Raw genomic sequence first — 24,734 nt, forward strand, 5'->3', positions numbered from 1 at the left:
ATGTCTACTGATTAGAGAATTAGGTGTTATAAAGTATTAAAACATATAAGTATTTCAGCGATCGCTCTTTGGAGAAAAACTTTTTGGTTTACTGCAGATAGCTGAGGGGAGTTATTGGATACCACTGTTTAGTCCAGGAGAAGTTATTTACCATCAAATTCGCTAATGTATTCAACTTTTTTAATTAGGATTGCGATCGCCAACTTCCACCCCCAACACCATGACTAATGGGAGCAACGCGAAAAAGTGAGATCCTCGTGAAAAGAGCTCTTGAGGCAGGGGGAGCAGGGGAAGTGAAGAGAAAATTTTAGTATTTTTTACGACCTTTATAGCTATAAATACACTTATTTATTTCTCTTCCCCTGCCTCCCCTGCATCCCCTGCTCCCCCTGCTCACAAAATCGCATTGCTCCCATGACTAATACTATAAGGGATTAGCCTCTACTACCACTTCTGGCAGGGGAATAAACTCTGTTTCATCTGCCACGCTAGCAAAGCGGTAATCCCGCCAATCGGCTTTTGCTTGCTCAATTCGTTCTGGTCGGCTAGAAACAAAATTCCACCATTTGTAGCGTGTACCCAATGGTTCACCACCAATAACAATACACCGAGCAGCAGCACTAGCAGAAACCCTGACTTCATCTATTGGATCTAGGATGGCGAGGCGATATGGCTCTAGCGGTTGCTCATTAATGCTCAAACCTTCTGTGACGCTGTATACTGCCCTCTCTGAATAACCTGTGGGGATAGTAAAATGAGCATTGGCAGACAGCACTACATCTAAATAGAGAATAGGTGAGAAAACTTGGACAGGTGAGGTGTAGCCAAATGCTTCTCCAGCGATCAATTTGATGATAGCGCCATTTTCTTCCCAGGTAGGAAGGGTAACAGCTGGATAATGAGTGAAACTTGGATCGGTTTCTTCGTATTCCACAGGCAAAGCGACCCAGGTTTGAATGCCATGAATGGTAGCTTCATTTTGACGGTCGATGTCGGGCGATCGCTCTGAATGTACAATCCCTTTTCCCGCCGTCATCCAGTTTACAGCACCCAGTTGAATTTCCTGCACAGTGCCTAAACTATCGCGGTGCATCAAAGCACCATCAAATAAGTAAGTTACGGTGGCGAGATTGATATGAGGATGTGGTCGAACATCGATACCTTTATTGGGTGGTAAAACGGATGGGCCAAGATGATCGAAGAAAATAAACGGCCCAACCATTTGACGATTAAGATATGGCAAACTGCGACGGGCAACAAACCCACCCAAATCTTTAACTTCAGGTTCAATCAGTTGAAGTATTGCCATAATTGATGGGGGGTAATTGGTAAATGCTGGAATTATTATAAGTAGATCCACCAGAAAAAAGCTAACCTTTGTGAGTTATCTGTTTCTGCGATCGCTCATCCGAATTTACCAGTCGTTTGCAGACAGGATCGCGGGAGAGAACTTCACAGCAGTCAAATCAAGAAGAGTCACTTGCCTCAAGCTTAAAACAATCGTCCACAAGGAATTGTTCCCCGACGAATCGCATGACCGTTAGTTTCGGAATCATCCGCCCAGAAGAACTGTTTTAGATTACTGATGCATTCAGAATTGGGCGCAATGGCGATGCCTTCATTGTTAATATTTGACATCGAACTTGGGCGTTCGTAACCCTTGCTGATGATGAATTTGCCTTTCGTTGGCGAGCCAACAGTGGTATCAATGGCGAGTAAAGTTGAGCGGTTGCTGCAATTGTCATCGCAATACGCCCATAAAGTCTCATTATCGCGATCAAAGGATAAATCCATGATCTTCGTATTACCACTGGCAATGGTAGCGATACGCTGATCCGTCGAGTCAGAGTTGAGCGCGTAGGCGTAAATTTGTCCATTCGCTTCCAGTCCAACGAAAAACAATCCCGTGCCATGTAACGGATAATTAGCTGGGTTGTACGGCTGATTGGTACTTTCGTCTATGAATCCATTAGCCTGCAAATAACTATCTGGAACCCACGCGATCGCTTCCAAACCTAGATTAGTGGAGCTAACTGTCGGCAAATTAGAAGTTAAGTTCCATTCCTTGATGGCATTAAGTGTGGTGGCACTGCTGCTACTGTCATAACTCAGTACGCTGAAGCGGTTCGAGCCACTCCCATCTCGTTCAGTAGAGACATAGATAGTCGTTGAAGAAAGCTCGGCTTTGGTCACGCCTTCCGCATCCGGCGCACCAGTCCCATTGGGATAGCGCAACGTTTTTCCAGAACTCCAACCATTAGTAGTATTTTTGACGAAAGTGCTACCGTTCCAAACCATGTTGTAGAGTTTTGATGGTGAATTTTGCACCGCCCACAAAATGGCTTGTTGGGTTCCAGCCGCAGGGTTGTAGAACAAACCGCTGAGATTACCACCGAATTGGTTAGAGCCATCAGCAGTGACTACAGTTGTGGTGCTAGGCCATGCGCTGTAGGTAACAGCGGCCGCTACCAATTTCGCACTCAATAAACTGATGCCGCAGGCCAAAGACAGCTTTGCGATCGCCCAAGAAGATATTGCTTTACATTTCATTGTTTGATAGTCTCTGAGAATAATCAATGATTGAAACCTATACATCGTTCAATTTTAGATGCATAGATTGTTTGGATTACGCACCATCACAAAAGCGTTTGTGAAATCCACTCTAGCAATTTGGTATTAATAAAAAAATTATAATTAGTTAAAATTTTGGTTAAATCTGGCTATTTTCAATAATTTTTGATTACTCAAAAAAAGCTTGTCTATTAAATTCATTCGTAACTGTGTCCATCTTTTTATTCATTAGCCAAAATCATAGTGTAATTATAGTGAACTAGAGAATTGCCTAAGTAGGGTAATCAATGCCACTAAGAGGATGTTTTAAAAGTCATGATTGATGTATCAAATATTTTTTACCCCACCCTAACCCTCCCCTTACAAAGGGGAGGGAACCGGATTTTCTTGTTTCCCCCCTTTATAAGAGGGGATTAAGGGGGGTAATAATTCGATTTAAATCACGGCTAACTACTTTTAAAACATCCTCTAATTACTTGCAAATTTTTTCAAAAAAACTGGGTTTATCTCTACGACAGTCTCAAAAATAAAAAGTAAGTTGAATTATCAAAGCTTACTTTAAAAAGCTCGGACATCTTTTTTTTAACCTAGTAATATTGGGTGTAAACACCCAAATTTCTCACAGAACCGCGCAAAAACTCTATAAAACGCGAGATTACATCAAGAATGAAGAGTTTTACCATTATGCTTTGTGGTTGCAGTAGTGGTGTGACATAATATTGGGCTACCATGCCCGCATAAGTAGTTATAATTATCACAGTCATTGCACCCTACACGCCAGTTATTTTGCTTAATCTCATCACATGATTTTTGGAGAGAGAAGACAAAGTATAGCTTTGGTGGGGTGGGGTTATTTAAATTTAAGAAGTAATCAAGCGGATATAATATTAGTTACTAATAATATATGATTTGGCGTAAATTGAATCGAAAAATAAGGCTAGTATTTCTGATATTCTTACTTATAGTAGTAATTGCATCCCAGGGACTCTCCGCAAGAGAAATACAGCTAGTACAAAAAGAAAGTAATTACGCGATACATACTCGACCAAACTTTAATCAACCTAGTTTTTATCCAGTTGCACAAATTCCATCAGCAAAACTTTATAAACCTGTCGGTCACTGGGTAGGAAGGTTAATCTTACCAACAAAACAGCAATTACAAGATGGTTTAGATTGGGTATGGATGGAAGTGCAATATGCACCACCCACAGCGCAAACTCTGCTAGGAAAGATTGTGCGTCTAGAGTGGAAAAAGAATGAAGATTTACTTGCTAAAGTTAAAGCTGTAACACGAGATATAAATTTCAATTCAGAAGTAATTAAAAGTCAAAAACAAGGGAATATTCATCCTTTTCGATTAAATCAAGTTCGTCAGGTAGGTATTTTACGTTCTTTAGCTGGTGCAAATCCTAATGATGATGTAATTGTTGCTTTAGATGCAAATACAATCATTGATGCAAATGCAGGAAAAGCTATTTTGCAAATTGAACGCGAACCTATTTTGGCAACTGGTAGATTTTATGGTTTAGTAAAAATAATTAAACCGTTTAAATCTAGTAATGAAAACCTTTTTTCTACGATAAATAAGCAGGATAGGGATTACTTTTCTATCCAGCACTATAACCCTAACTCAAATAAATTTGATGAGATTAAAGAAACTATTCGTATTCCCCAACAAGTAATAGATACGCGAAACTTTGCGCCTTCAAGTTCGCAGCAAATCGAAAAATCACCTGCGGGTGAAGATGGTTGGTATATTTATGGTGCTAAAGATGCAAATGCTGTATTTACAGTAAACGCCCTTGCACCTCGTTCTTTGTTTCAAATTCAACCCCGTAAAATCATCACTGGGAAGGAATTAGGGCTAAATTATATCAAAGAGGTAAATTGGCAAAATACCGAAAAAAATAAAGGTAAATTCAATACTGCCTTGTTCAAACCTGTAGAAACATCTATATCAAAATGGCAACAAGGCGATAAAGCAATTGTACTACACCTATTTGGTGGAATTGGCGGACGTAAAGCTGAAGCAATCGCAGTACCTTATACAATCACCGGACATTTCGCTTTTGGAATTGCAGAAGTTGTCCGTGACGAGTTTACTAACGAATTACGCTTTGAGACTAAATACCACCAAATTTATGCCCATAACCCTGATGGAATTATTGCCGGAACGCATACATGGGCTGATTATATGGGTAATTTGCAACGTGGCTGGCTAGCAACACGTCCAGTATCAGATATTCTGATTAAATTCGACCCTGTAACGCAAGATTATGATTTTGATGGTATTAAACTTTCGCCTTTAGAGCAATTCCAGCAACAATTACAGGTAACAATGGCACGTTATCGCGTTGGCGATGGTACTGGTGGGGCAATGGTATCACCTGGTACATCATGCGTTCAAGACTCAAGCCAAGCACTTTATGCTGCGATAATGGCAATTAAAAACCAAGTTGCTAAAACTCCTCAAATTCAAACTTGGATACGCAAAAACCCTAATCATCCGCAAGCATTACGCTTTCAGCAGCTAGTTGAATTAGGTAAATCTTTAGAACAACAATTAGCGCCCTTAGGGATAATTCGTGCTGATTGGCAGAGTCAAGCAGGTATACTCGCAGGTACAGGAATCGGAAAAGCAACGGAACCATTTCAAGATCGTAGTGTTTGGGCTGGTTTGACAACGTGGCGAACAATAATGCCAAGACAAGCACACGACGACCTCGCCAAAATATTTTTCAAACATGGTGCAATTATGCAAGTATTGCGAACCAATCAAGTAGGTGGTTGGCAATCCGATATTATACCTATTGCACCAACAGTCTTTTTAGGACAATCTCAGATTCCCTTTACTAATATTTCACCACTTTCAGTTATTTTAAATCGTGTTCTAGCGTCGTTAGCACTTCCTACACAACAAGATTGGTTAGTTCTTGTTTTATTGTTGATAGTTTATAGTATTATTGCCATCCCTTATGGCTGGAAATTAGGATTTTTACAGATAAACATTTGGTCTGCGAATTGGATTGACAAATACCTGTTAACGTTGCGTTGTTTGTTTACACCGGCAATACTCGAAGAACTATTATTTCGCGTTATATTACTTCCTCATCCTACCGAAATAACCAATTGGTTACGATGGAGTTTATGGGCAATCGTGAGTTTAGTATTGTTTGTTTTGTATCATCCTTTTAATGCGAAAACATTTTTTAAAGCTGGCAATCCTACATTTTTTAATCGTGTTTTTATTACTTTAACTTTATGTTTGGGAGTTATATGCACTGTTGCATATACCTTAACCGGATCTTTTTGGGTGATAGTTTTAATCCACTGGGTTGTAGTAGTAGTTTGGTTAATTGTTTTTGGAGGAATGACAAAATTAGATAATAATCAAAAAAATCAGAAAGTTTAAAGGTGATTTATAAAGTAAACGTGTGTTATGCACATATTTCGATATTATTTGTCACAAAAATATAACAATCACGCTTAGAGGTTGAATGAACAAGTATTTGGCTGTGATTTTAGGCACTTAGAGATCCCCCCTAGCCCCCCTTAAAAAGGGGGGAACCAGAATCAAAGTCTCCCAATTTATCGGGGGATTTAGGAGGATCTGAAATGTTTTGCTAGCTACCAACGAGAGGACTTTTCAAACATCCTCTTAACGCACCTTAAAAACAAAAAAAACCCGCTGTAACGGGTTACACAACAAACTAAGAACAATTAAAACTTGATTTAGCTGGAATATCTCATTTCAGCTTCCAGTTGACGAATCAGTTGTTCGTCGCCCTTTGCTCTGGCTACTTGCAACCGATGCTCTAGGCTTTTTTGAATATTCTCTCTGTGAGCTTCTTGTGCTTTCCTTGCACTTTGTAGTCTACCTTGATTCATAGTGATTACCTTCTTTAATTTTTCACTTTATGTCTTCTATTGCTAACATAACACATGTTTTGTAGCTGTTGCTACAGAATTTTATAACTTAATGTAGATTTTAACAAAAATATGTCTGAAAAGCAGATAGCTCAACAACGACTCATAACTTTTCTAAGCGATTTTGGCGATCGCGATCCCTATGTAGGCATAATGAAGGGAGTCATCGCCCAAATTAACCCCAGACTAGACGTAATAGACTTAACACACCAAATTCCGCCGCAAGACATCGCCGCAGCCAGGTTTTCCCTCATGAATGCTTATCCCTATTTCCCCGTTGGGACAGTGCATCTGGCAGTAGTAGATCCGGGTGTGGGAAGTAAACGACGAGCGATCGCAGTAGAATTTGCTCAAGGGTTTTTAGTCGGCCCAGATAATGGTATCTTTAGCGGGGTACTTAGTCAAAGCCCTGCGATGTCTACGACGGGCTACGCCTACGCAGCCGTCGAACTTACAAATCTTAACTATTGGCGAACTCCTCAACCAAGCAACACTTTTCACGGTAGAGATATCTTTGCACCAGTGGCAGCTAATCTTGCTAGCGGTGTCCCCTTGAAACAGCTAGGACAAGAAATCGATCCAGCAAGTTTAGTCAAACTAGATATAGGCGAGTGCAAGCAGACAAGCAATGGCGTAGAGGGTTGCATTCAATATATTGACTACTTTGGCAACCTAGTGAGCAACATTCCGGCAAGTTACGTACAAGGCAAAACTTGGTATGTGCAAGCTGCTGGATTGAGGATACCAGGCTGTGAAACTTACAGTGATGTCAACTTAGGAGAGATACTAGCTTTAGTTGGCAGTCACGGCTGGGTAGAAATTGCCATTAATAGCGGCAATGCTCACTCAAAGTTGCAGTTAGATTCGCTTGGCAATCAGATGATGGTCTTTCATGTACTCGCAGCCTTTGACGAGACCCAGTTGTAAAATTATATATCCCTCAGTCAGGAAAATTGTGATGTTTAGACCTTTACTACTTATATTAATTATTACAACAATTATAAGTATTCTTTTGAGCCTGACACCCTCTACTGCCTTTGCACAACAGATATATGAACCAACAAATGAGTCGCTATCAAAGCATGAAGTTCCAGAGTGGTTCAAAGATGCTAAACTCGGCATTTTCATTCACTGGGGCGTGTACTCCGTACCTGGTTGGGCACCACTGACTGGTGAACAGAACAAGGTAATTGCAGAACGCGGTTGGGAATATTGGTTCCAGCACAACCCTTATGCTGAGTGGTACTACAACTCTATGAAACTTGAGGGCAGTGACACCTATAAGTATCACCGTGCAACCTACGGTGAAAATTTTACCTATGACGACTTTATCGCCACCTTCAATGCAGCTATCACAAAGTGGAATCCATCCCAATGGGCAAAACTGTTTTCTCAAGTAGGTGCACGGTACGTTGTGCTGACGACCAAACATCATGATGGTTTCCTGTTATGGCCTAGCAAAACCACAAACCAGTCAGGACGAGTGGCGGCGCGGGATATTGTGGGGGAACTGACACAAGCCGTTCGTAAACAAGATATGCGTATGGGTCTGTACTACTCCGGCGGTATTGATTGGTCTAAACAAGATACAACGGTGACAGACTTTAACACCTTGGTCGCAGCCATTATCCAAGAAAAAGCTTACGCGGAATATGCTAATGGTCATTGGCGCGAACTTATTGACCGCTATCAGCCATCTATCTTGTGGAATGACCTTGCGAACTTATTGACCGCTATCAGCCATCTATCTTGTGGAATGACCTTGGCTATCCTGTTGGTCAAGCAAACGAGATTATAGCTTACTTTTACAATCACGTACCTAATGGTGTAGTTAATGACCGCTTTGATTTAAGTAGGCAATTTGGTTTACACTTCGACTTCTCCACACCTGAATACAGTCAACTCAAACAAATCGAACCAAAGAAATGGGAAAGCACAAGGGGTTTAGGTTACTCGTTTGGTTACAACCAAAATGATACCGACTTGAACATGATTTCAGTAGACGAACTGGTTGATTCATTCGTTGACATTGTTAGTAAAAACGGCAACTTACTGCTCAACATTGGCCCAAATGCCGATGGTTTAATCTCGAAACTGCAAACTGAACGGTTGCTTGGCTTAGGCAAGTGGCTAGATGTAAATGGTGAAGCCATCTTTGGCTCGCGCTATTGGATACGCTCAGAAGATGTATCTACCCAAGGCATCCGAGTGCGCTACACCACAAACAAAGGTAATTTGTATGCTGTCTTGCTTGATACTCCCATGAGTCAGACGCTGACAATCCCAGGGCTAATTCTGCCGAAAAATGCAAAGATTACAATGCTAGGGGCAAAAGGTAAACTTGAGTGGCAACAGTGCGGACAGAATTTATTTGTCACGCTACCGGATATGTCTACGGTGAAAAAATCACCAGCCTACACGTTGAAAATCAGCCAGATACCTCTTTCCTGAAGCTCGGATATGAAATGCTGTACTAAGTTAATTTCAAATCACATCCACCCCCCAACTTCCGCATCAGTTAAAGGTTTCTCTAACTTGCTATATTCCGTCTGAGCAGCCCGCAATACGTGTTTCATTTGCACTGCTTCCCCAGCATCGGCAGCGAGGAAAGCTGCATTTAAGGCTATGTTACGGATATTACCACCAGCGACATTTAGCCGTGCTAGTTGGAGGGCATCTAAGTCTGTGGTTGGGGTGTTCGCGGGAAAAACACGCCGCCAAATCTCAGCTCGTTGTGTTGTATCGGGGAAGGGGAACTGCACCACAAAGCGAATCCGCCGCAGAAAGGCTGTATCAATTGCACTTTTCAGGTTAGTAGTTAGGACTGCTAAACCTGGGTAGCTTTCCATCCGTTGCAATAGATAGCTAACTTCAATATTGGCATAGCGATCGCGCGCATCTTTAACTTCACTGCGTTTACCAAATAAGGCATCAGCTTCATCAAATAACAAAATCACCCCACCTTGTTCAGCAGCATCAAATACCCGACGCAAATTCTTCTCTGTTTCCCCAATATATTTGCTAACGACTGATGATAGATCGATGCGATATAAGTCGAGGCGCAATTTCTGAGCTAGCACTTCTGCCCCCAAGGTTTTACCAGTGCCGCTAGAACCTGCAAATAAGGCGCTGATTCCCAATCCCCTAGCACTCTTGCCACCAAAACCCCAATTGTTATATACAGTACTACGTTGACGGACATGAGCCGTAATGTCTCGGAGAACTTGTTTCTGGGCCTCTGGTAATACCAAATCTTCCCAATCACCAGATGGCTCAATTCGTTGGGCGAGTTCATCCAAGCGCGGACGTGCTTGCACGCGACAGGCATCCCATAGAATGCTAGTGATATCATTTTCTGGTGTTTGGGCTAACTGTCCTGCGGCTTCTGCACAAGCAGCGCGGATGGTTGCGGCACTGAGGTTAAACTGATCCACTAGAGTTTTAACTTGCCCGTTCATTTGCGGTGCAATTGAACCTAGTGCATCTTGCCAAACTGTACCTTGTTCCTTGCTAGTTGGTTGATGTACGTCAAAATTAACTACCAGGCGTTGTCCTAGCCCAATGCGTTCCCGACTTGTAACTATTAAAAAGCCCTTGGTGCGTTCGATGAAACGTGCGATCGCATTTAACCGCGCTATATCATTAGTATCGAGATCGTTGCAATCTATAAGTAACGCACACTTACTTAAAATCGTCTCACGAATCCACAGGCGGATGAGATTATCTAACTCGCTAGGTACTAATGGAATTACTTGTGCAGGCATTACCCACAAGTTTAAACCCTGGAGTTGACAAATTGTTGCGGCAATGCCTCGTTTGCTAGTAGTTTCAACACCACATAACTGAACAATTGGCAAGCTATTAACCTTATAAGCTTGCGACCAAACTACTGATACTCGCTCGGCTAAATCTTGCTGCGAGGGGACTAAATCGCTAACTGCTTGTAATGGTTCAATGATGCCGACTAATCGTTCGTCAAGATATTGAATGCCCGTGAGATAATGTAAAATTCGTTCGTCAATTCTTACGGGACTGAGAGTCAGGGCATGACCATCACCAATTTGAATTAACCGCCAATGACGTAAGGGAGCATTTGGAGCGATCGCATCCCAGTGGACATCAGGTAAAGCGGCTAGAGCTAAACTTAGAGTTGGGTAAGCTCGTTGTAAATCCCCGTGCATTATAGCACACAATTTAGCAAAATCTCCATTCAATTCCATACCTGCACACAACAGCAACAAATCGCGTTCAAAGGGTGAGAGGCTAAATATTTTGCATACTCTTTCCAATGCCGATGGTGCAGGCATTGCAGCAGCAGCTTCCTGTAACGCCTGCCGTAAATGCTCTTGGTTGTTCTCTACAGATTGATTTTGCTCTTTTGCCGTGTGATTTTCTAAAATACCATGTACCACAGCCAGAGATGCTGATAGATAGCGATAGTTTGCCTCATCCCAATTGCGATTTGTTGTAGCATTCATAGAATAGTCACCTCTGGCGAATCATAACCTCCAGACTGATTCTTCTTATGCAATGGACTTTCTGCCCCATCTACCTGTACCCGAACAATATAAGTTCCTGGCTTGATGTTTTTGACAGGAATAGTAATTGCATCGGTGTCTTCAGTCCGCGATGCAACCAAGAAAGAGTAAGCGACTGGACTATTGTCTGAGGCTTCATTGAGTAGCAAAACTACCCGTTGTGCCTTACCAACTTTGGGCTGAAATTTGACGGTAATTTCGGCTGTACGTAAATTGTCGCCACTATTTTCCACTTGAGCGACAAATGCGGTAATTGTTGGATGGAGGACGAAAGCCGCAACGTTTGATTCAACTACATAATCTGTTTGCCCGCCATTGCCCATTGTGAGATGGACAACTTGGATACCTTGCACACTTGCGGATAAATCTGATGGGACTAACAGGCTAATTTGTGTTTCTTTAACATCATGAGGGACTATTAAAGTCTCCGTATTACTTAAACGGATTCGGGTAATCTCACCGCGTAACCGTTTACCACGAATTACTAGTGTTGTACCCGCAACAATAATTTGATCGGTCTTTGCCGGAGCCATAACTTGCTCTATAGTCGGTTGAGACAAGGGCATTATGTAGAAACCTTCAGAATTTTCAGGTTTGCTACTTTCAATTAATACCATTGATGCCAGATAGGTAGCTGAAGGTCGATAGTGTGTTTGTAAAGCAGACCATAATTTAGAAGTTTCTTCCATGTTAAAAAACTCTGGAGTCAATTTAATCTGCCCAATTTGTTCAGCTAAATCGGATACAGATACACTCGCTACAGCTTGGGAAAAAGCACTTGAGGTATTGGTTGTAGAGGCATTTATCAGAGTATTTTCAATAATATCCGATGTGATAGCTGGTGTTTTGTGTAATAAATGCATTGCATAGCCCAGTAAAAGCTCCGACTGAAAATCCTTGGCTCCGTAAGCTGTGAGCAAATAGTGGAGGTCAAGAGCTAGTGGGGGAATTTGAGAGTGCGGGTTTCCATTAATACGTGAATGCCTACTCCGAAATTCCTGAGATACCCAATCGACATTGCGATTCTGCGTTACTTGATAGAGAAAGAGGTTAATTTGAGCGCGTTCGTCAGCTTCAACTGAAATTCGATCGGGCGGTAGGGCAGTTACAATTACATCACCAACACTAGCAGCGATCGGATCGCTGACTAAACCATTTTCCAGCAAGACTTTTAGTACTGCTGTCACGGCGGCTATAGAGAGCACATTACTCATCCTCGTTCCTCATGGCAATAGCACATATTAATCATGTACGCCAGAGTACATTGACAGAATATATTTTGCAAAACTTTAAATATTCTGTAACAGAGACTATTGGTACGGCGTACAAAAGCACATTGGCAACTATTAGTACAGAATGGTGTAAATCCACTTAGTATATAAAATAACTATAAGTCAGGCAAATTCCCTTGTTAAAAGTAGGCAAAATTGCCCGGTATTTTACTATTCTGGATTTGCGCTTTCCCGTTTCACTCCTACCATTTTTATTTGAAGATGCGCCGATAAAACTGATGCAGAACTACAAGCTATAGCGGCAATTCATGTAAATGCATCCGCAAAGCGTCTTATAGAGTAGCCGCTTCTCTACAAATTCTCCAACAGAGTACTGGCATGGTATTGCTGCATTATCTCTAAAGGGCAGCCTCACGTAGAATTGGTATTAACACTACTGAAGCTGACAGTCTTGTAGAATTTGCATTAACTTCATATTAGGAACAAATTTCAACTGCTATAAGTCTTAATTTTAAACATTTTATCAAATTGCTAGCATTACTTTAAGTTACTGATATGTTAAGCTGAGTATAATTAGATAAATCACTAAGTAATATATATTACTAGTGTTAATCTAGTTTACAAAGTAAGCAATCATATTTGTAATACTAGTAATATCTCTGACTAAAGTTAACACCTTAAAGTAACTAGGATGGGTTCCCGCAGATGAAATCCCCACCTTTTTCAAATTCTTGGATTGGTCGCTTCGTAGGTGATAACGAGCGATACCGTTTAGAAAAACGGTTAGGCGGGGGTGGCATGGGAGATGTCTTCCTGGCAACAGATACCCGTGTAGGTCAGCAGGTAGCATTGAAGTTGCTCAAAGATACGCTGGTGGCATCACAAGAAATGAGAAAGCGTTTTGAGCGGGAAGTGGCAGTCTGTGCTGCTTTGCAAAGCGATCATATCGTTAAGATTAGTGATTGTGGATTCACCCCAGAAGGCTTTCCATTTTACGTGATGGAATATTTGCGTGGGCAAACGCTCAGACAATTACTGCTACGCGAAAAGCGGCTATCTGTTGAGCGGACGGTTAAAATTATGGCGCAAGTTTGCAAAGGTCTACAGCTTGCCCATCAAGGTGTTACTCTCCAACGGGAGAGTGGAAAAAGCACTGAGCATATTCAGGTAGTTCATCGCGACCTGAAACCAGATAATATATTTTTAGTGCCTACAGATTTGGGTGAGTGGGTCAAGGTTTTGGATTTTGGTGTTGCCAAAATTCGGAGTGAATCTTCCGAAAATGCCAATATTACAAATATTACCAGTACCTTTATTGGTACATTTCGTTATGCGCCTCCTGAGCAAATCCAAAGCGATAAAAACCTAGACGCAAGGGGTGATATTTATAGTTTAGGGATTATTCTTTATGAAATGCTGAGTGCCGCCGATCCCTTTGGTATCAGCATTAAAGGTAGTCATGTCAGCGAGGCTTCTTGGGTATTAGCTCATGCTTATGAGCCACCGAAACCACTGCGATCGCAACCAGGTTGTGAGCATTTGCCCGTACAATTGGAAGCTGTGGTGATGAAATGCCTCCACAAAAACCCCGCTAACCGATTTGCAAGGGTAGAAGAACTCAATATTGCTTTGCAAGCGGCTGCCAAATTTGCCCCCGGACAGGCTACCGGGCAACCGCAACCTTCCTACAATCAAGGTTCAAATCACGAAACTATTCCCAGACAATCCAACGACGACACTGTTCTGCGTCCTCCATCTGGATATAATCAAGGTTCAAATCACGAAACTGTTCCCAGACAATCGAGCGACGACACTATTCTGCGTCCTCCATCTGGATATAATCAGGGTTCAAATCACGAAACTGTTCCCAGACCGTTTAACCCGATTCAACAAAACCAATCTGAAGAAACAGTTTCTCCCCTTCAGCCTAGATACAACCAAGGTTCAAATAACGAAACGGTTCCAAGGCAGTTTAACCCAGTTGAGCAAAATCAACAGAGTCCTGTGAATAATCCAAACACCAGTAAACCGGACGTGACTTTGTATCAACCACGATCTGCGTCTAATCAAGGCGGACAACAAATGCCACCAGATAAGACGTTATATCAACCGCGACCTGGTTCTAATCAAGGCGGACAACAAGTGCCACCAGATAAAACGTTGTTTCAACCGCGACCTGGTTCTAATCAAAGCGGGCAACAAGTACCACCAGATAAAACGTTGTTTCAACCGCGACCTGGTTTGAATCAAGGCGGACAACAAGTAACACCAGATAAAACGTTGTTTCAACCGCGACCTGGTTTGAATCAAGGCGGACAACAAGTAACACCAGATGTTACGTTGTATCAACCACGACCTGCATCTCATCGAAACGGGCAACAAGTGCGAACGGATGATACTATTTACCAACCAAAGCTAAATGAGCAGCTAGCTACGAGAATCACTCCCAATTTTTTGCGAATCTTGGGAGTAGTCTTGGCCATTGGATTGTCCTTAGCATTGGTGGCTTATATATACACTCAACTTCAATCTCGTAAAGAGCCAAGTAACCAGCAAATACCTAATAGCGATCGCCTTCAGAACTAGCCCCACCGGAGAAGACCGTACTGCCTCCTCCAGTGAGTGTTCTTTTAACTACTTACTAGTTCCTGCCAAACACACTGCCAAGGGCACGCGCCATATTTTGCGGTTGCATTGCATCCATTGCGGCGGTGGGTTCGTAGCCGCAGTGAACCATGCAATCGGCACATTTGGGATTACCACTCTTCTGGCCGTATTGACTCCAATCAGTTTGTGCCAGTAATTCCTTGAAGGTAGAGTAATAACCTTCGTTCAGCAGATAGCAAGGTTTTTGCCAACCGAGAACACTATAGCTAGGGCTACCCCAAGGCGTGCATTCGTAGTCTTTCTCACCAATGAGAAAATCTAGGAAGAATGGATTGTGATTAAAGTTCCAGCTTTTTTCACCAGCTTTGTAAGGAGCCAGAATTTGCCGGAAAAGGGTACGGGTTTGTTCGCGGTGGAGAAAATGATCTTGATCTGGTGCCCACTCGTAACTGTAGCCGGGAGAAATCATCATCCCGTCAGTATTTAGTGTTTCCAGAAAATCGAAGAACTCTTGCATATCTTTAGGTTCAGTACCCTCAAAGATCGTGGTGTTAGTGGTGACACGAAAGCCTTTAGCTTTAGCGGCGCGAATGGCTTTGACAGCAATATCAAAAACACCTTGGCGGTCTACACAATGATCGTGCAACTCGCGCATTCCATCTAAATGCACGCTAAAAGTCAGGTAAGGGGAAGGTTTAAACTTATCTAGGCTCTTTTCTAACAACAAACCATTGGTACACAAGTAAATATATTTTTTGCGCTCAATTAATCCCTGGACAATCTGATCAATCTGGGGATGTAGCAGAGGTTCTCCCCCAGGAATTGAGACAACCGGTGCGCCACACTCTTCCACTGCGGTAAAGCACTGTTCTGGGGTGAGATTTTGCTTTAAAATTTCCTTGGGATGTTGGATTTTACCACAACCAGTACAAGCTAGATTACAGCGAAAAAGAGGTTCCAACATCAATACTAAGGGGAAGCGTTTACGTCCTTTCAAACGCTGAGTAACCAGATACTTCCCGATATCCATAGCTTGTTGTATATTAACTGCCATTATTGCGATCGCTCCTCTTTATATATCTAAAAACACTACAGTAGGGGCGCACATCGGTGCTACTTGATTGCGTATTGCATCCCCACGTGAATCGTTATATTTTTCATTTCACATATCCCTGAGCAACAAACCAATCCACAGCATCTTTGAGTGCTGCTCTCAACGAAGATTGAGGTAGACCCAACTCTCGTACAGCCTTTGCAGCATCATAATACATAGGTTGTTTTGCCATCCGCACGCCATCCAATGGCACTGAGGGCGATTTCCCCAAGGGGGCGAGAATCTTTTCATCAACCCAGGCAACACTAAGAGGCAACCAAGCGGGTACTGTTCGTTGAGGTGCTGTCAAACCTGTGATATCGGCAAGTTCTTCGAGTAGTTCTTTGAGACTTAGATTTTGATGACCTAAGATATAGCGATCGCCTGACTTACCCCGTTGCAAAGCCAATAAATGTCCCCACGCCACATCTTGTACATCGATAAAATTAAGACCAGTATCTAAATAAAAGGGCATTTGCCGTCTTAAAAACCGTAAGATTATATCACCTGTCGGGGTAGGTTTGATATCCAACGCTCCAATGGGGCTGCTGGGATTGACAATAACTACCTCTTGACCTCTAGCAACAGCTTGCATGGCTTCAAGTTCCGCCATAAACTTAGACTTTTTGTAGTCACCCACCAACTTTTCTAAGGGACTCTGATGTGTTTCATCGACCACTTGACCTGATGATCCTACCCCAATAGCTGCTACTGAACTAGTATAAACGGTACGCTCAATTCCAGCTTTGCTAGCTGCTGCTAACACATTGCGCGTACCCAGAACATTGTTATGGTGAAGTAACTCTCGGTCTGTTTGCCACAGAGAATAATGGGCTGCGACATGAAATAGGTATTGACAACCTCTCATCTGTTGCCAGAGATTTGAAGCGTTCAAATCGCCTTTGATAATTTCCACATCCAAACCGCGAAGATTCTCCAGGTTGCTGCTTGAGCGGACTAGCGCTTTGACATCATATCCTTGTTGTAAAAGCAACCGTACCAAGTGGGCACCAATAAAACCCGTACCCCCTGTAACAAAAACTGGCATCAAGCTGTCCCTCTCTTTTTAAATCGGGGAAACCAATCATCTAAAATGGTGTAGACTACCGGCACGACAATCAAGCTGAGGATAGTTGAAGTTACGAGTCCACCAGCGATCGCTACAGCCATAGGCGATCGCAATTCCGAACCAGCACCCAAACCTAAAGCGATCGGTAGCATCCCCAAAATAGTCGAAGCAGTTGTCATCATAATTGGTCTGAGGCGCACTATTCCAGTGTTGAGGATTGCCTCGGTGCGTTCTGTGCCAGCATTGCGTAACTGGTTGATATAATCCACAAGTAAGATGGCATTTTTATTTGCCAGTCCCAGCAAAAAGACGAAACCGATCAGTGAGATCATACCAAAGTCGCTCTTGGTAATCAGTAGTGCCAACATTGCCCCCACCAGTGCTAAAGGCAAAGAGACACCAATCACCAAAGGATCTACCCAGGTTTTGAACAGCAAAAATAGTACCACAACAATACACAGGGCAGATAAAGCCAAAGTACTGCCGAAACTGCTAAAAACTTCACCTTGGTTAGCCGAATCTCCTCCTAAATCTAAGGAAACGTTAGAAGGTAACACCGCTTTCGCTTCCGCTACCACTTTGTCAGTAGCATCACCTAAAGATAGATTCTTACCAAGATTCGCACTAACATAAGCAACTCGCTGATTATTGAGCCGCTCGATTTGAACAACCTTACCCTGTGGATTCGTTTCACCTGTAATTGTGACATCGGCAAATCCCGGTAGTCTCTGAATTCTCTCTTTAATTGCCTTGACTGCTTTACTTAATGCTTGGAGATCGTTACCACTTAAAGCTATTTGAAGAGGTTTTTGACCGCCAGAATCGACAAATGGAATATCTTCCACACTAGTAGTTACCCCAGGAAGGATAGGTAAAGAGGAGCGCAATTGGTCTTGTAGTTCTCCAGTTGCGATCGTGCGGTTTTCCTTTAACTTTATATATAGCGTGCCTTTGTTCGGCTCACCCTCACGAGAACCAACAGTAGTAAATACCGTTTCAACTGCTGGTGATTTTCTGACTACATCTTCCAGCTTTTTAGCGACTTGAAGAGAATCGTTTAAGGGATTGGGAATTGGGGATTGGGAATTGGGGATTGGGGACTGGGGATTGGGGACTGGGGATTGGGGACTGGAGATATTGCTTCCTTGTCCTCCTTGTCCACCTCTAGCAAAATCGGGGATATTCGGTAAAGGAGCAGTATAAGCAATATTGAATTCGCCGCGATCGAGTTTAGGAATAAAACCTTTGGGAATGAATGGAATCAGCGCTATTCCGGCGATAAAACTGAGGACAGCTAAACCGATAACTATCTTCCGGTGATTTAAAGACCAACTCAGCAAATTTCTGTAAGATTGGGCAAACGCTACCCAAATTTTTCCTTCCCGACGCGGGGAGAGTGAGGATTTAGGTTTTAGCCAGTAAATAGCTAGAACTGGAGATAAAGTCCGAGCAACTAGCATAGAAGCAAGCATCGCTGCTGAAACAGTAATGCCGAAAGGCTTGAAAAACTGCCCGATTACTCCACCCATCAAACCGATGGGCAGAAAAACTGCTACTGCTGTCAAGGTTGCGGCGGTGACTGTTAGTCCGATCTCATTGGTTGCTAAAAGCGCTGCTTGACGAGGAGTTTCCCCATCTTCAATGTGTCGCATGATGTTTTCTACATCCACGATCGCATCATCAACAATACTACCAATCACCAAAGCTAAAGCTAACAGCGTAATCGTTTCCAAGTTGAAACCGAAAATTGCCATGACGATAAATGTCGCCAAAATAGACGTAGGAATCGCCAAGGCAGAAATTAGAGTGGCTCGCCAATTCCACAAAAAAGGAAAAATTACCACGATGGACAACAAGACTGCTTCGAGCAAAGCATCGATTGTTGACTGGGTAGCTTGGCGGATATATTTTGCTTGGGTGGCAGCTAAGGTGAGTTTGACATCCTTAAGGGTAGAACGCAGCCTTTGGACTTCTTTTTCAACTAGACTCACCACTTCTAAAGTGTTAGCGCTACCGCGTTTGATTACCTGAAATGCCAGTGCATCTTCGCCGTTAAATCTGACTAATGTTGCCCCTGCTTGGGGGATGGCTGCTGCACTCACATTCGATGGATTGACGGGAGGAGTTGCAGTAGTACCGCCCAAGAGGGAGACTTTTAGGACTCCTGGTAGTTTAGCGATCGCACTTACAATCTCGTCTTTCGCCAACTTTGTCAAATCTGTGAGATTCCGCGTGGGACTCTCAATGGCATAGCTAATAGCGGCTGACTCGTTCAGATTTAGGGGAATAATTTTAGAAGTCGCTCCTTGAGGCAAAGTCAGCTGCTTGAGGGCAGTTTCCACCTTTTTAGTCGATGTTTCTAAATTCGTACCAACGGCAAAAGAAAGGCTAACGGCTGTTTGACTAGGATAGGTGGATGAGCGAATATTCTCTAGTCCTTCTAGAGAACGGAGGCGTTCTTCTACAGGTTTGGTGAGCTTCGTTTCTGTATCTAGGGCAGTTGTCAGGGGGGCTGTAGCATTCACAACCACCACTGGAAAGGTAATATCTGGAAACAAAGCATACTTGAGAGAACTGAAAGCCAGAATACCAGCTACCGTTACGGCAATCCAAAAACTCACCGTCAGCCACGAAAATTGAATCGCCAATTTGGAAATATTGAAGAGTTCTCGTGCGGATTTGGAGTTATGAAACTTTACCATTTTGGAAAATTATCGTGTGGGTGACACAATTATTTAGCTTAAACAAAAAGAAAGCCCCACCTCTCACCGCTTCGGGAGTGTGGAGTATGTCACTCATGCTACAGCAATTATCTGGGGTGTCTCACTACAAAAGGGCAGGATTATTTATTGTCACTCAGATATGGCAAAATTTTGAAACATGGAACTTGGTTCTGTTGAGTATAAGAAATATATTTAGTCGGAGTTATTGGGAGAGCTAGTGCCTAATTTTTTGCCCATCAACACAATTCTGGTACCTCAAGGGGCAGAATATAAAGCTGTTTGTCGCGGATTAAGTGGCGTTACTGGTTCTATGCCAACGGTAGTAGCCATACCTATTGGGATGAAGCCTTTGCTCAAATATCTGCAACAAGGACAATTTCTGGTTCCAAAATCCAGGGTGCTGATTATGGGTATCTGTGGCAGTTTGAGCGATCGCTATACAGTTGGTGATATTGTGCTGTATCAAGATTGTGTTTATCAACAGAAGCGGCAAGAATGCGATCGCAATTTCACAACACAATTACACTCTTCCATATCACCAAAAGTATCATTAGTCAAGTCTCTGACAAGCGATCGCGTAATTTGGTCTGCTGCCGAAAAACGCCATTTGGGTGAAACTTTGGCGGCTGATGTTGTTGATATGGAAGGATTTACTGCTTTAGAGTTTTTCAATGCCGTTGGGGTATCTGTGGCAATGCTGCGAGTAGTCAGTGATAATTGTCAGCACGATATCCCCGATCTCACACCAGCAATTAACTCTGATGGTTCCCTAAACCCTTTCCCCTTAGCGATAGGAATGCTTCGACAACCCCTTGCTGCTACTCGGCTGATTAGAGGTTCATTAACAGCATTAAAGGTATTAAAGCAAGTTACAAATCAGCTTTTTTCTGGAAATAGGCTGGAATAATTTGTTACAGAGTTAATAATATAACGGTTTGCAATTTCTGGGTATACAGATAATTCTTATACCAATTCTGTATGAAGGTGCGCCAAATTATATGAGTAACGAACCGCAAAGGGCGCATTTGCGTAGCGTCTCGTAGAGAAGAACACAAAGAAAAAAAACTTAGCGTAGTCTCATAAATAAATGGTATTAGAGGCGCACAGATATGCGCCTCTAATAATTATGCCTTTCGAGAGAAGTCGAAATTTGTAAAATAAAAGTCAAGAAAAATATTTGTGTTGAGCGTAATTATATTTGCTTTGAGATCGCATTAAAAAAGAATAATTACTGTCAGTGTAAGAATAAATACAACTTTAATTTTGACTCTACAATTACTTGTGCAAAAAGTTTTACAGAAACTTTATCCTCATACATATTAACTAGAAAAAAGATTGGGAAGGATAATATGTGACCTTTTCAGGATTGGGTTCCATAAGAGCTAATTTTTTTTACTTTGAATCAAAAATCCTCTTTTGGCAAAATAGCTCGGAACTAATTTACCAACTGATAGAACAAAATTTATGACGCTAAATCACAAGCTCTACCTGTACTCGTTCCTAGCTAATTTCAAATGGCTCAAAAAAAGTTACACCGCTAAAATCATGTTGGTGGCTTTTTTGGGTACTCATGTACCACTTCTAACCTTACTTTTGAGTTTTGTCATCTCAAACTCCTATTCCTTCGAGATGGCGGCGCGAGTTATGATTATTGCTCTATTGGCTACATTAGTGGGTACAGCTGCCACCCTCTATGCACTAAACCATCTCCTCAAACCGGTCATTTTGACATCTGCGGCATTACAAAATTATCTCAATACTAAAACATTACCTGAATTGCCCACAGAATTTGCTGATGAAGCGGGTACGTTAATGGCGGATACCTCACAAACTCTTCACAAATTAGATGAGTTAATTCACTACATCACTAATTATGATGAACTGACAGGATTACCCAATCGTGATTTATTCCGCGATCGCCTCCATCAGATTTTATCCCAACCTGAAAACAACCAGCGTCTTATAGCTGTCTTTTTACTCAGTATTGATGATTTCACTGGTATGAGTCATGGGTTAGATCATCAGACAATAAATTTATTGTTAAGAGCAGTTGCCCAGAGATTATCAACCTGCACGGCACAAACAGATATTATCGCCCATTTGAGTGGAGATGAATTTGCCCTTGCCCGAATTGATATTAATTCTTTGGAAAGTGTCATTAAGCTATCTCAGATGGTGTTGAGTACCATGAACAAACCCTTTTCTTTAGAGGGTAACTTGATTCATCTTACCGTCAGTATCGGTATCACAATTAATAACCTAACCGCTCCTAATAGCGTAGATAAACTCTTGCAAAAGGCTCATATAGCACTGTACCAAGCCAAGCAGCAAGGGCGTAGCCAATACCAATTCTATTCACCAGAAATGAATGCTCAGTTGCAAGAGCGACTGACTTTAGAAAAGGAATTACATGGAGCGCTTGAGCGTGGTGAAATGCTGGTTTATTATCAACCTCTGATTGATTTAAATAGCGGAAAAGTTATAGCGATGGAAGCATTGATCCGCTGGCAGCACCCAACATTAGGTTTGGTTTCTCCAGTAAAATTTATTCCCATTGCAGAAGCCAATGGTGCGATCGTACCAATTGGTGAATGGGTTTTGCGAACTGCTTGCGCCCAAACCCGTGCTTGGCAGCTTGCTGGATATACCCCAATTCGGATATCTGTGAATCTGTCATCTCGACAGTTTGAACAACCCTATCTGGTTGAGATAGTCAACCAAATTCTTGAGGAAACTGGACTTGAAGGATCTTTCTTAGAACTAGAAGTGACAGAAAGCTTCTTGATGGCTGATATCGATCGTTCAGTTAAAATCTTAAAACAATTACGAGAACTGGGTATCTGCTTGGCTCTAGACGATTTTGGTACTGGTTATTCCTCCCTGAATTATTTAAAACGCTTTCCTGTGAATATGCTCAAAATTGATCGCTCATTTGTACAAGATGTCATGTCTAATCCTGATAGCGCCGCTGTCACCGATGCGATTATTGCCCTAGCAAAAAGCCTGCGGTTGAAAATCACAGCCGAAGGTGTGGAAACCCAAGAGCAGCTTGAATATTTGCAAATGCGTGGATGTGATGAAGGTCAGGGTTACTACTTCAGTTGTCCTGTTCCTGCTGATATAATTGCCCCAATGTTGCGGAAAAGTTCTCAGCAGATGGAGGGAATTGCAGCAGTCAATACCTTGATTTAAGAGTTTTTGATACTGACAGTACTTACGCAAAATCAGGAAAAAACGTAGACGCAGAGCGGCTTGCCTCAGGCTACTGCAAAGGACGCAAAGGAATAAGAGTTTCAGAGAGTTATTGCGTAAATAATAAGTGATTTTTGACCTGTAGAGACGAGAAATTGGGCTTCGTCTCGCGGCACCAATGCGTCTCTACCAAGGATTTTGGGCTTAACTGACGATATTAGATTGACACTCTCAGGTCTTTAGACGCTGAGATTCTTAAGATTTTACAACCTTAATATCCTGTTTGCACAGGTTCCCAAACTCACCAAGTTTGCTTATAGAGCGTGGTGATACTTTTTGGGCCTTTAGCTGTTAAACAGCAAGTTTCGCAAAGTCCCCACGGACTATTTTGAAACCGTGGAAAGCTTTGCAACCATCTGAGTCCGAGATGAAACCTCAAGCTTGCGAAACATCCTTTTTAAAGCTTGCTTGACAGAGTTTTCAGTAATCCAAAGTTCAGTACTAATTTCTGCATTTGTTTGTCCTTGAGCCACCAAGGAAGCAATTTGCATTTCACGAGGTGTTAAACGCTTTGTCTGTAATTGTGGTTGTTGTAATCTTGCCATTGCTACCCAAGTAGAAATGTGCAGACAAAGCGCACTCAAATCTGTAAGATTTTGTGAATCAAATGCAGGCATTCCTTGCTGACGGGTAAAACCTACCACACCTACTAACTGCCCATTGCTGACAATTGGCCCTGCCATGACGTGCCAGTGATCGGCACGAGGACAAATCAACCTCCACGTCTTCGGTTCTACTACTAAAGCTTCATGAACAGGGGCATGGTGTTCTAGCAAGTAGCGTGCAACTGGATTGTGTTGGGGTGATAGTGCAATTTGCAGCCCTTTTTGGAGCTTGCTGTTAACTAGAGAAATTTGAGCAAAGAAAAACAGCCCACCTCGTGTAGCTGAAAAATATTCACTCATTTCGGCGCGTATATGCGATCGCAATGTCTCTCGATCTTTAGCTTGAGCAATTGCATGAAATAGAGCTTGTAAGGCAATCATGATTAGCAAATTGTACCCTTTCGAGGTCTAGGCACAGTATAGCAACTAAATTTATCCTAGCTTTTGTTACACCAAGTCAAATCCTTTGTTTGTTTTTTTTGAGATTACTTAGCCATGACTGTAAATTCTGGCATTGATGATACACAGATATCCGGGCGCTGGATTCAAATCAGTTTTTTTATCGCAGTAGTGTTTTTCAATCTCTGTTTAGTAACCCAACTATTTAGTGTTGGACTGGCTTACTTTTACAACTCTGATTGGTGGAACCTACATATTTCGCTGGTACGAGGATATGGCGGACTCTCACTAATTTTGTTGATATGGGTGTTTTTGATGCCATTTCCCCCAAGAGTCCAGCGCCTGACAGCAACTATTCCAGTGCTGCTGGGACTGCAATTTCTCACAATTCACTTGAAGACTTCTTTTCCTTTAGGAGTCTTCTATCCACTTATCGGCTTTTCTTTATTTTCTATTTCCACAACCCTAGTTCATCGGACATCACACATCGTATTTCCCAACCACAACCAAGACTAAATCCGTAACTTTCAATTCTTTTAGAGTACTCCAAGTAAAAAAATGCCCAATTGTCATTGCGAGCGAAGCAATGACGGGTTTTGGATCATTTATTTTTTGGAACACTCTTAAGCTGTTACGCAGCTAGATTGTATAATAAGAGATTAAATAATTAATCCAGTATCAGCCACCTATGCCAGCCAAAAATCATCTTTCTGAAGAG

The 24,734-nt window shown here is 42.3% G+C and carries 18 protein-coding genes; 8 read left to right on the forward strand and 10 right to left on the reverse strand.

Annotated elements, in window-relative coordinates; translation table 11 throughout:
• Positions 1-424 precede the first annotated feature (424 nt).
• The 3 genes from V7K42_RS20505 to V7K42_RS20515 all read right to left on the reverse strand — a co-directional run bounded on the left by V7K42_RS20505 (position 425) and on the right by V7K42_RS20515 (position 3,335).
• Entirely contained in the window at positions 425-1,309 is an 885-nt protein-coding gene (locus V7K42_RS20505; protein WP_334919200.1) for a pirin family protein, read from the reverse strand.
• A 182-nt stretch (positions 1,310-1,491) separates the two neighbouring features.
• Positions 1,492-2,550, reverse strand: a complete 1,059-nt coding sequence (locus V7K42_RS20510; RefSeq protein ID WP_334919201.1) for a hypothetical protein — start codon at positions 2,548-2,550, stop codon at positions 1,492-1,494.
• 608 nt (positions 2,551-3,158) lie between these two features.
• Positions 3,159-3,335, reverse strand: coding sequence for a hypothetical protein (locus V7K42_RS20515; protein WP_334919202.1), 177 nt, complete (start codon positions 3,333-3,335; stop codon positions 3,159-3,161).
• Between the two features lie 140 nt (positions 3,336-3,475).
• Here V7K42_RS20515 and V7K42_RS20520 point away from each other — a divergent pair, with 140 nt between their 5' ends.
• Positions 3,476-5,983, forward strand: a complete 2,508-nt coding sequence (locus V7K42_RS20520; RefSeq protein ID WP_334919203.1) for a CPBP family glutamic-type intramembrane protease — start codon at positions 3,476-3,478, stop codon at positions 5,981-5,983.
• A gap of 320 nt (positions 5,984-6,303) precedes the next feature.
• On the opposite strand, the gene pirA is transcribed toward V7K42_RS20520, so the two are convergent.
• A complete protein-coding gene (gene pirA / locus V7K42_RS20525) occupies positions 6,304-6,459 on the reverse strand; it encodes an arginine synthesis PII-interacting regulator PirA (RefSeq protein ID WP_181154184.1) in 156 nt (51 codons plus the stop codon).
• Positions 6,460-6,570: 111 nt separating this feature from the next.
• On the opposite strand from pirA, the gene V7K42_RS20530 reads away from it, so the two are divergent.
• From V7K42_RS20530 to V7K42_RS20540, 3 genes are read left to right on the forward strand one after another with little or no spacing between them, the layout of a single operon-like run.
• Positions 6,571-7,425, forward strand: a complete 855-nt coding sequence (locus V7K42_RS20530) for an SAM hydrolase/SAM-dependent halogenase family protein (protein WP_334919204.1) — start codon at positions 6,571-6,573, stop codon at positions 7,423-7,425.
• Between the two features lie 31 nt (positions 7,426-7,456).
• On the forward strand, positions 7,457-8,296 hold the full coding sequence (locus tag V7K42_RS20535; RefSeq protein WP_334919205.1) for an alpha-L-fucosidase: 840 nt from the start codon (positions 7,457-7,459) through the stop codon (positions 8,294-8,296).
• Positions 8,248-8,949, forward strand: coding sequence for an alpha-L-fucosidase (locus tag V7K42_RS20540; RefSeq protein WP_334919206.1), 702 nt, complete (start codon positions 8,248-8,250; stop codon positions 8,947-8,949). The genes V7K42_RS20535 and V7K42_RS20540 overlap by 49 nt, the downstream gene beginning before the upstream one ends.
• Before the next feature lie 38 nt (positions 8,950-8,987).
• Here the strand turns inward: V7K42_RS20540 and V7K42_RS20545 are convergent, their stop codons facing one another.
• Together V7K42_RS20545 and V7K42_RS20550 are read right to left on the reverse strand one after the other, a co-directional pair.
• On the reverse strand, positions 8,988-10,976 hold the full coding sequence (locus tag V7K42_RS20545; RefSeq protein WP_334919207.1) for an ATP-binding protein: 1,989 nt from the start codon (positions 10,974-10,976) through the stop codon (positions 8,988-8,990).
• Entirely contained in the window at positions 10,973-12,250 is a 1,278-nt protein-coding gene (locus tag V7K42_RS20550; RefSeq protein ID WP_334919208.1) for a DUF4255 domain-containing protein, read from the reverse strand. Before V7K42_RS20550 ends, V7K42_RS20545 begins: the two co-directional genes overlap by 4 nt.
• A gap of 723 nt (positions 12,251-12,973) precedes the next feature.
• Here V7K42_RS20550 and V7K42_RS20555 point away from each other — a divergent pair.
• On the forward strand, positions 12,974-14,854 hold the full coding sequence (locus tag V7K42_RS20555) for a protein kinase domain-containing protein (protein WP_334919209.1): 1,881 nt from the start codon (positions 12,974-12,976) through the stop codon (positions 14,852-14,854).
• A 55-nt stretch (positions 14,855-14,909) separates the two neighbouring features.
• Here V7K42_RS20555 and hpnH read toward each other — a convergent pair whose 3' ends face one another.
• The 3 genes from hpnH to V7K42_RS20570 all read right to left on the reverse strand — a co-directional run bounded on the left by hpnH (position 14,910) and on the right by V7K42_RS20570 (position 19,739).
• Positions 14,910-15,929, reverse strand: a complete 1,020-nt coding sequence (gene hpnH / locus V7K42_RS20560; RefSeq protein ID WP_334919210.1) for an adenosyl-hopene transferase HpnH — start codon at positions 15,927-15,929, stop codon at positions 14,910-14,912.
• A gap of 103 nt (positions 15,930-16,032) precedes the next feature.
• Complete coding sequence (hpnA, locus tag V7K42_RS20565; protein ID WP_334919211.1) at positions 16,033-17,016, reverse strand: hopanoid-associated sugar epimerase; 984 nt, start codon at positions 17,014-17,016, stop codon at positions 16,033-16,035.
• A complete protein-coding gene (locus V7K42_RS20570; RefSeq protein ID WP_334919212.1) occupies positions 17,016-19,739 on the reverse strand; it encodes an efflux RND transporter permease subunit in 2,724 nt (907 codons plus the stop codon). The genes hpnA and V7K42_RS20570 overlap by 1 nt, the downstream gene beginning before the upstream one ends.
• A 238-nt stretch (positions 19,740-19,977) precedes the next feature.
• On the opposite strand from V7K42_RS20570, the gene V7K42_RS20575 reads away from it, so the two are divergent.
• Together V7K42_RS20575 and V7K42_RS20580 are read left to right on the forward strand one after the other, a co-directional pair.
• Complete coding sequence (locus V7K42_RS20575; RefSeq protein ID WP_334919213.1) at positions 19,978-20,667, forward strand: 5'-methylthioadenosine/S-adenosylhomocysteine nucleosidase family protein; 690 nt, start codon at positions 19,978-19,980, stop codon at positions 20,665-20,667.
• Between the two features lie 557 nt (positions 20,668-21,224).
• Positions 21,225-22,952, forward strand: coding sequence for a putative bifunctional diguanylate cyclase/phosphodiesterase (locus tag V7K42_RS20580; RefSeq protein ID WP_334919214.1), 1,728 nt, complete (start codon positions 21,225-21,227; stop codon positions 22,950-22,952).
• Between the two features lie 383 nt (positions 22,953-23,335).
• Here V7K42_RS20580 and V7K42_RS20585 read toward each other — a convergent pair whose 3' ends face one another.
• Positions 23,336-23,998: a LuxR C-terminal-related transcriptional regulator gene (locus V7K42_RS20585; protein ID WP_334919215.1), complete on the reverse strand. Its 663-nt coding sequence runs from the start codon at positions 23,996-23,998 to the stop codon at positions 23,336-23,338.
• Between the two features lie 114 nt (positions 23,999-24,112).
• Here V7K42_RS20585 and V7K42_RS20590 point away from each other — a divergent pair, with 114 nt between their 5' ends.
• Positions 24,113-24,532, forward strand: a complete 420-nt coding sequence (locus tag V7K42_RS20590; RefSeq protein WP_334919216.1) for a DUF6220 domain-containing protein — start codon at positions 24,113-24,115, stop codon at positions 24,530-24,532.
• Positions 24,533-24,734 lie beyond the last annotated feature (202 nt).

Source organism: Nostoc sp., from assembly GCF_036917455.1.
Taxonomy (GTDB): domain Bacteria; phylum Cyanobacteriota; class Cyanobacteriia; order Cyanobacteriales; family Nostocaceae; genus Nostoc.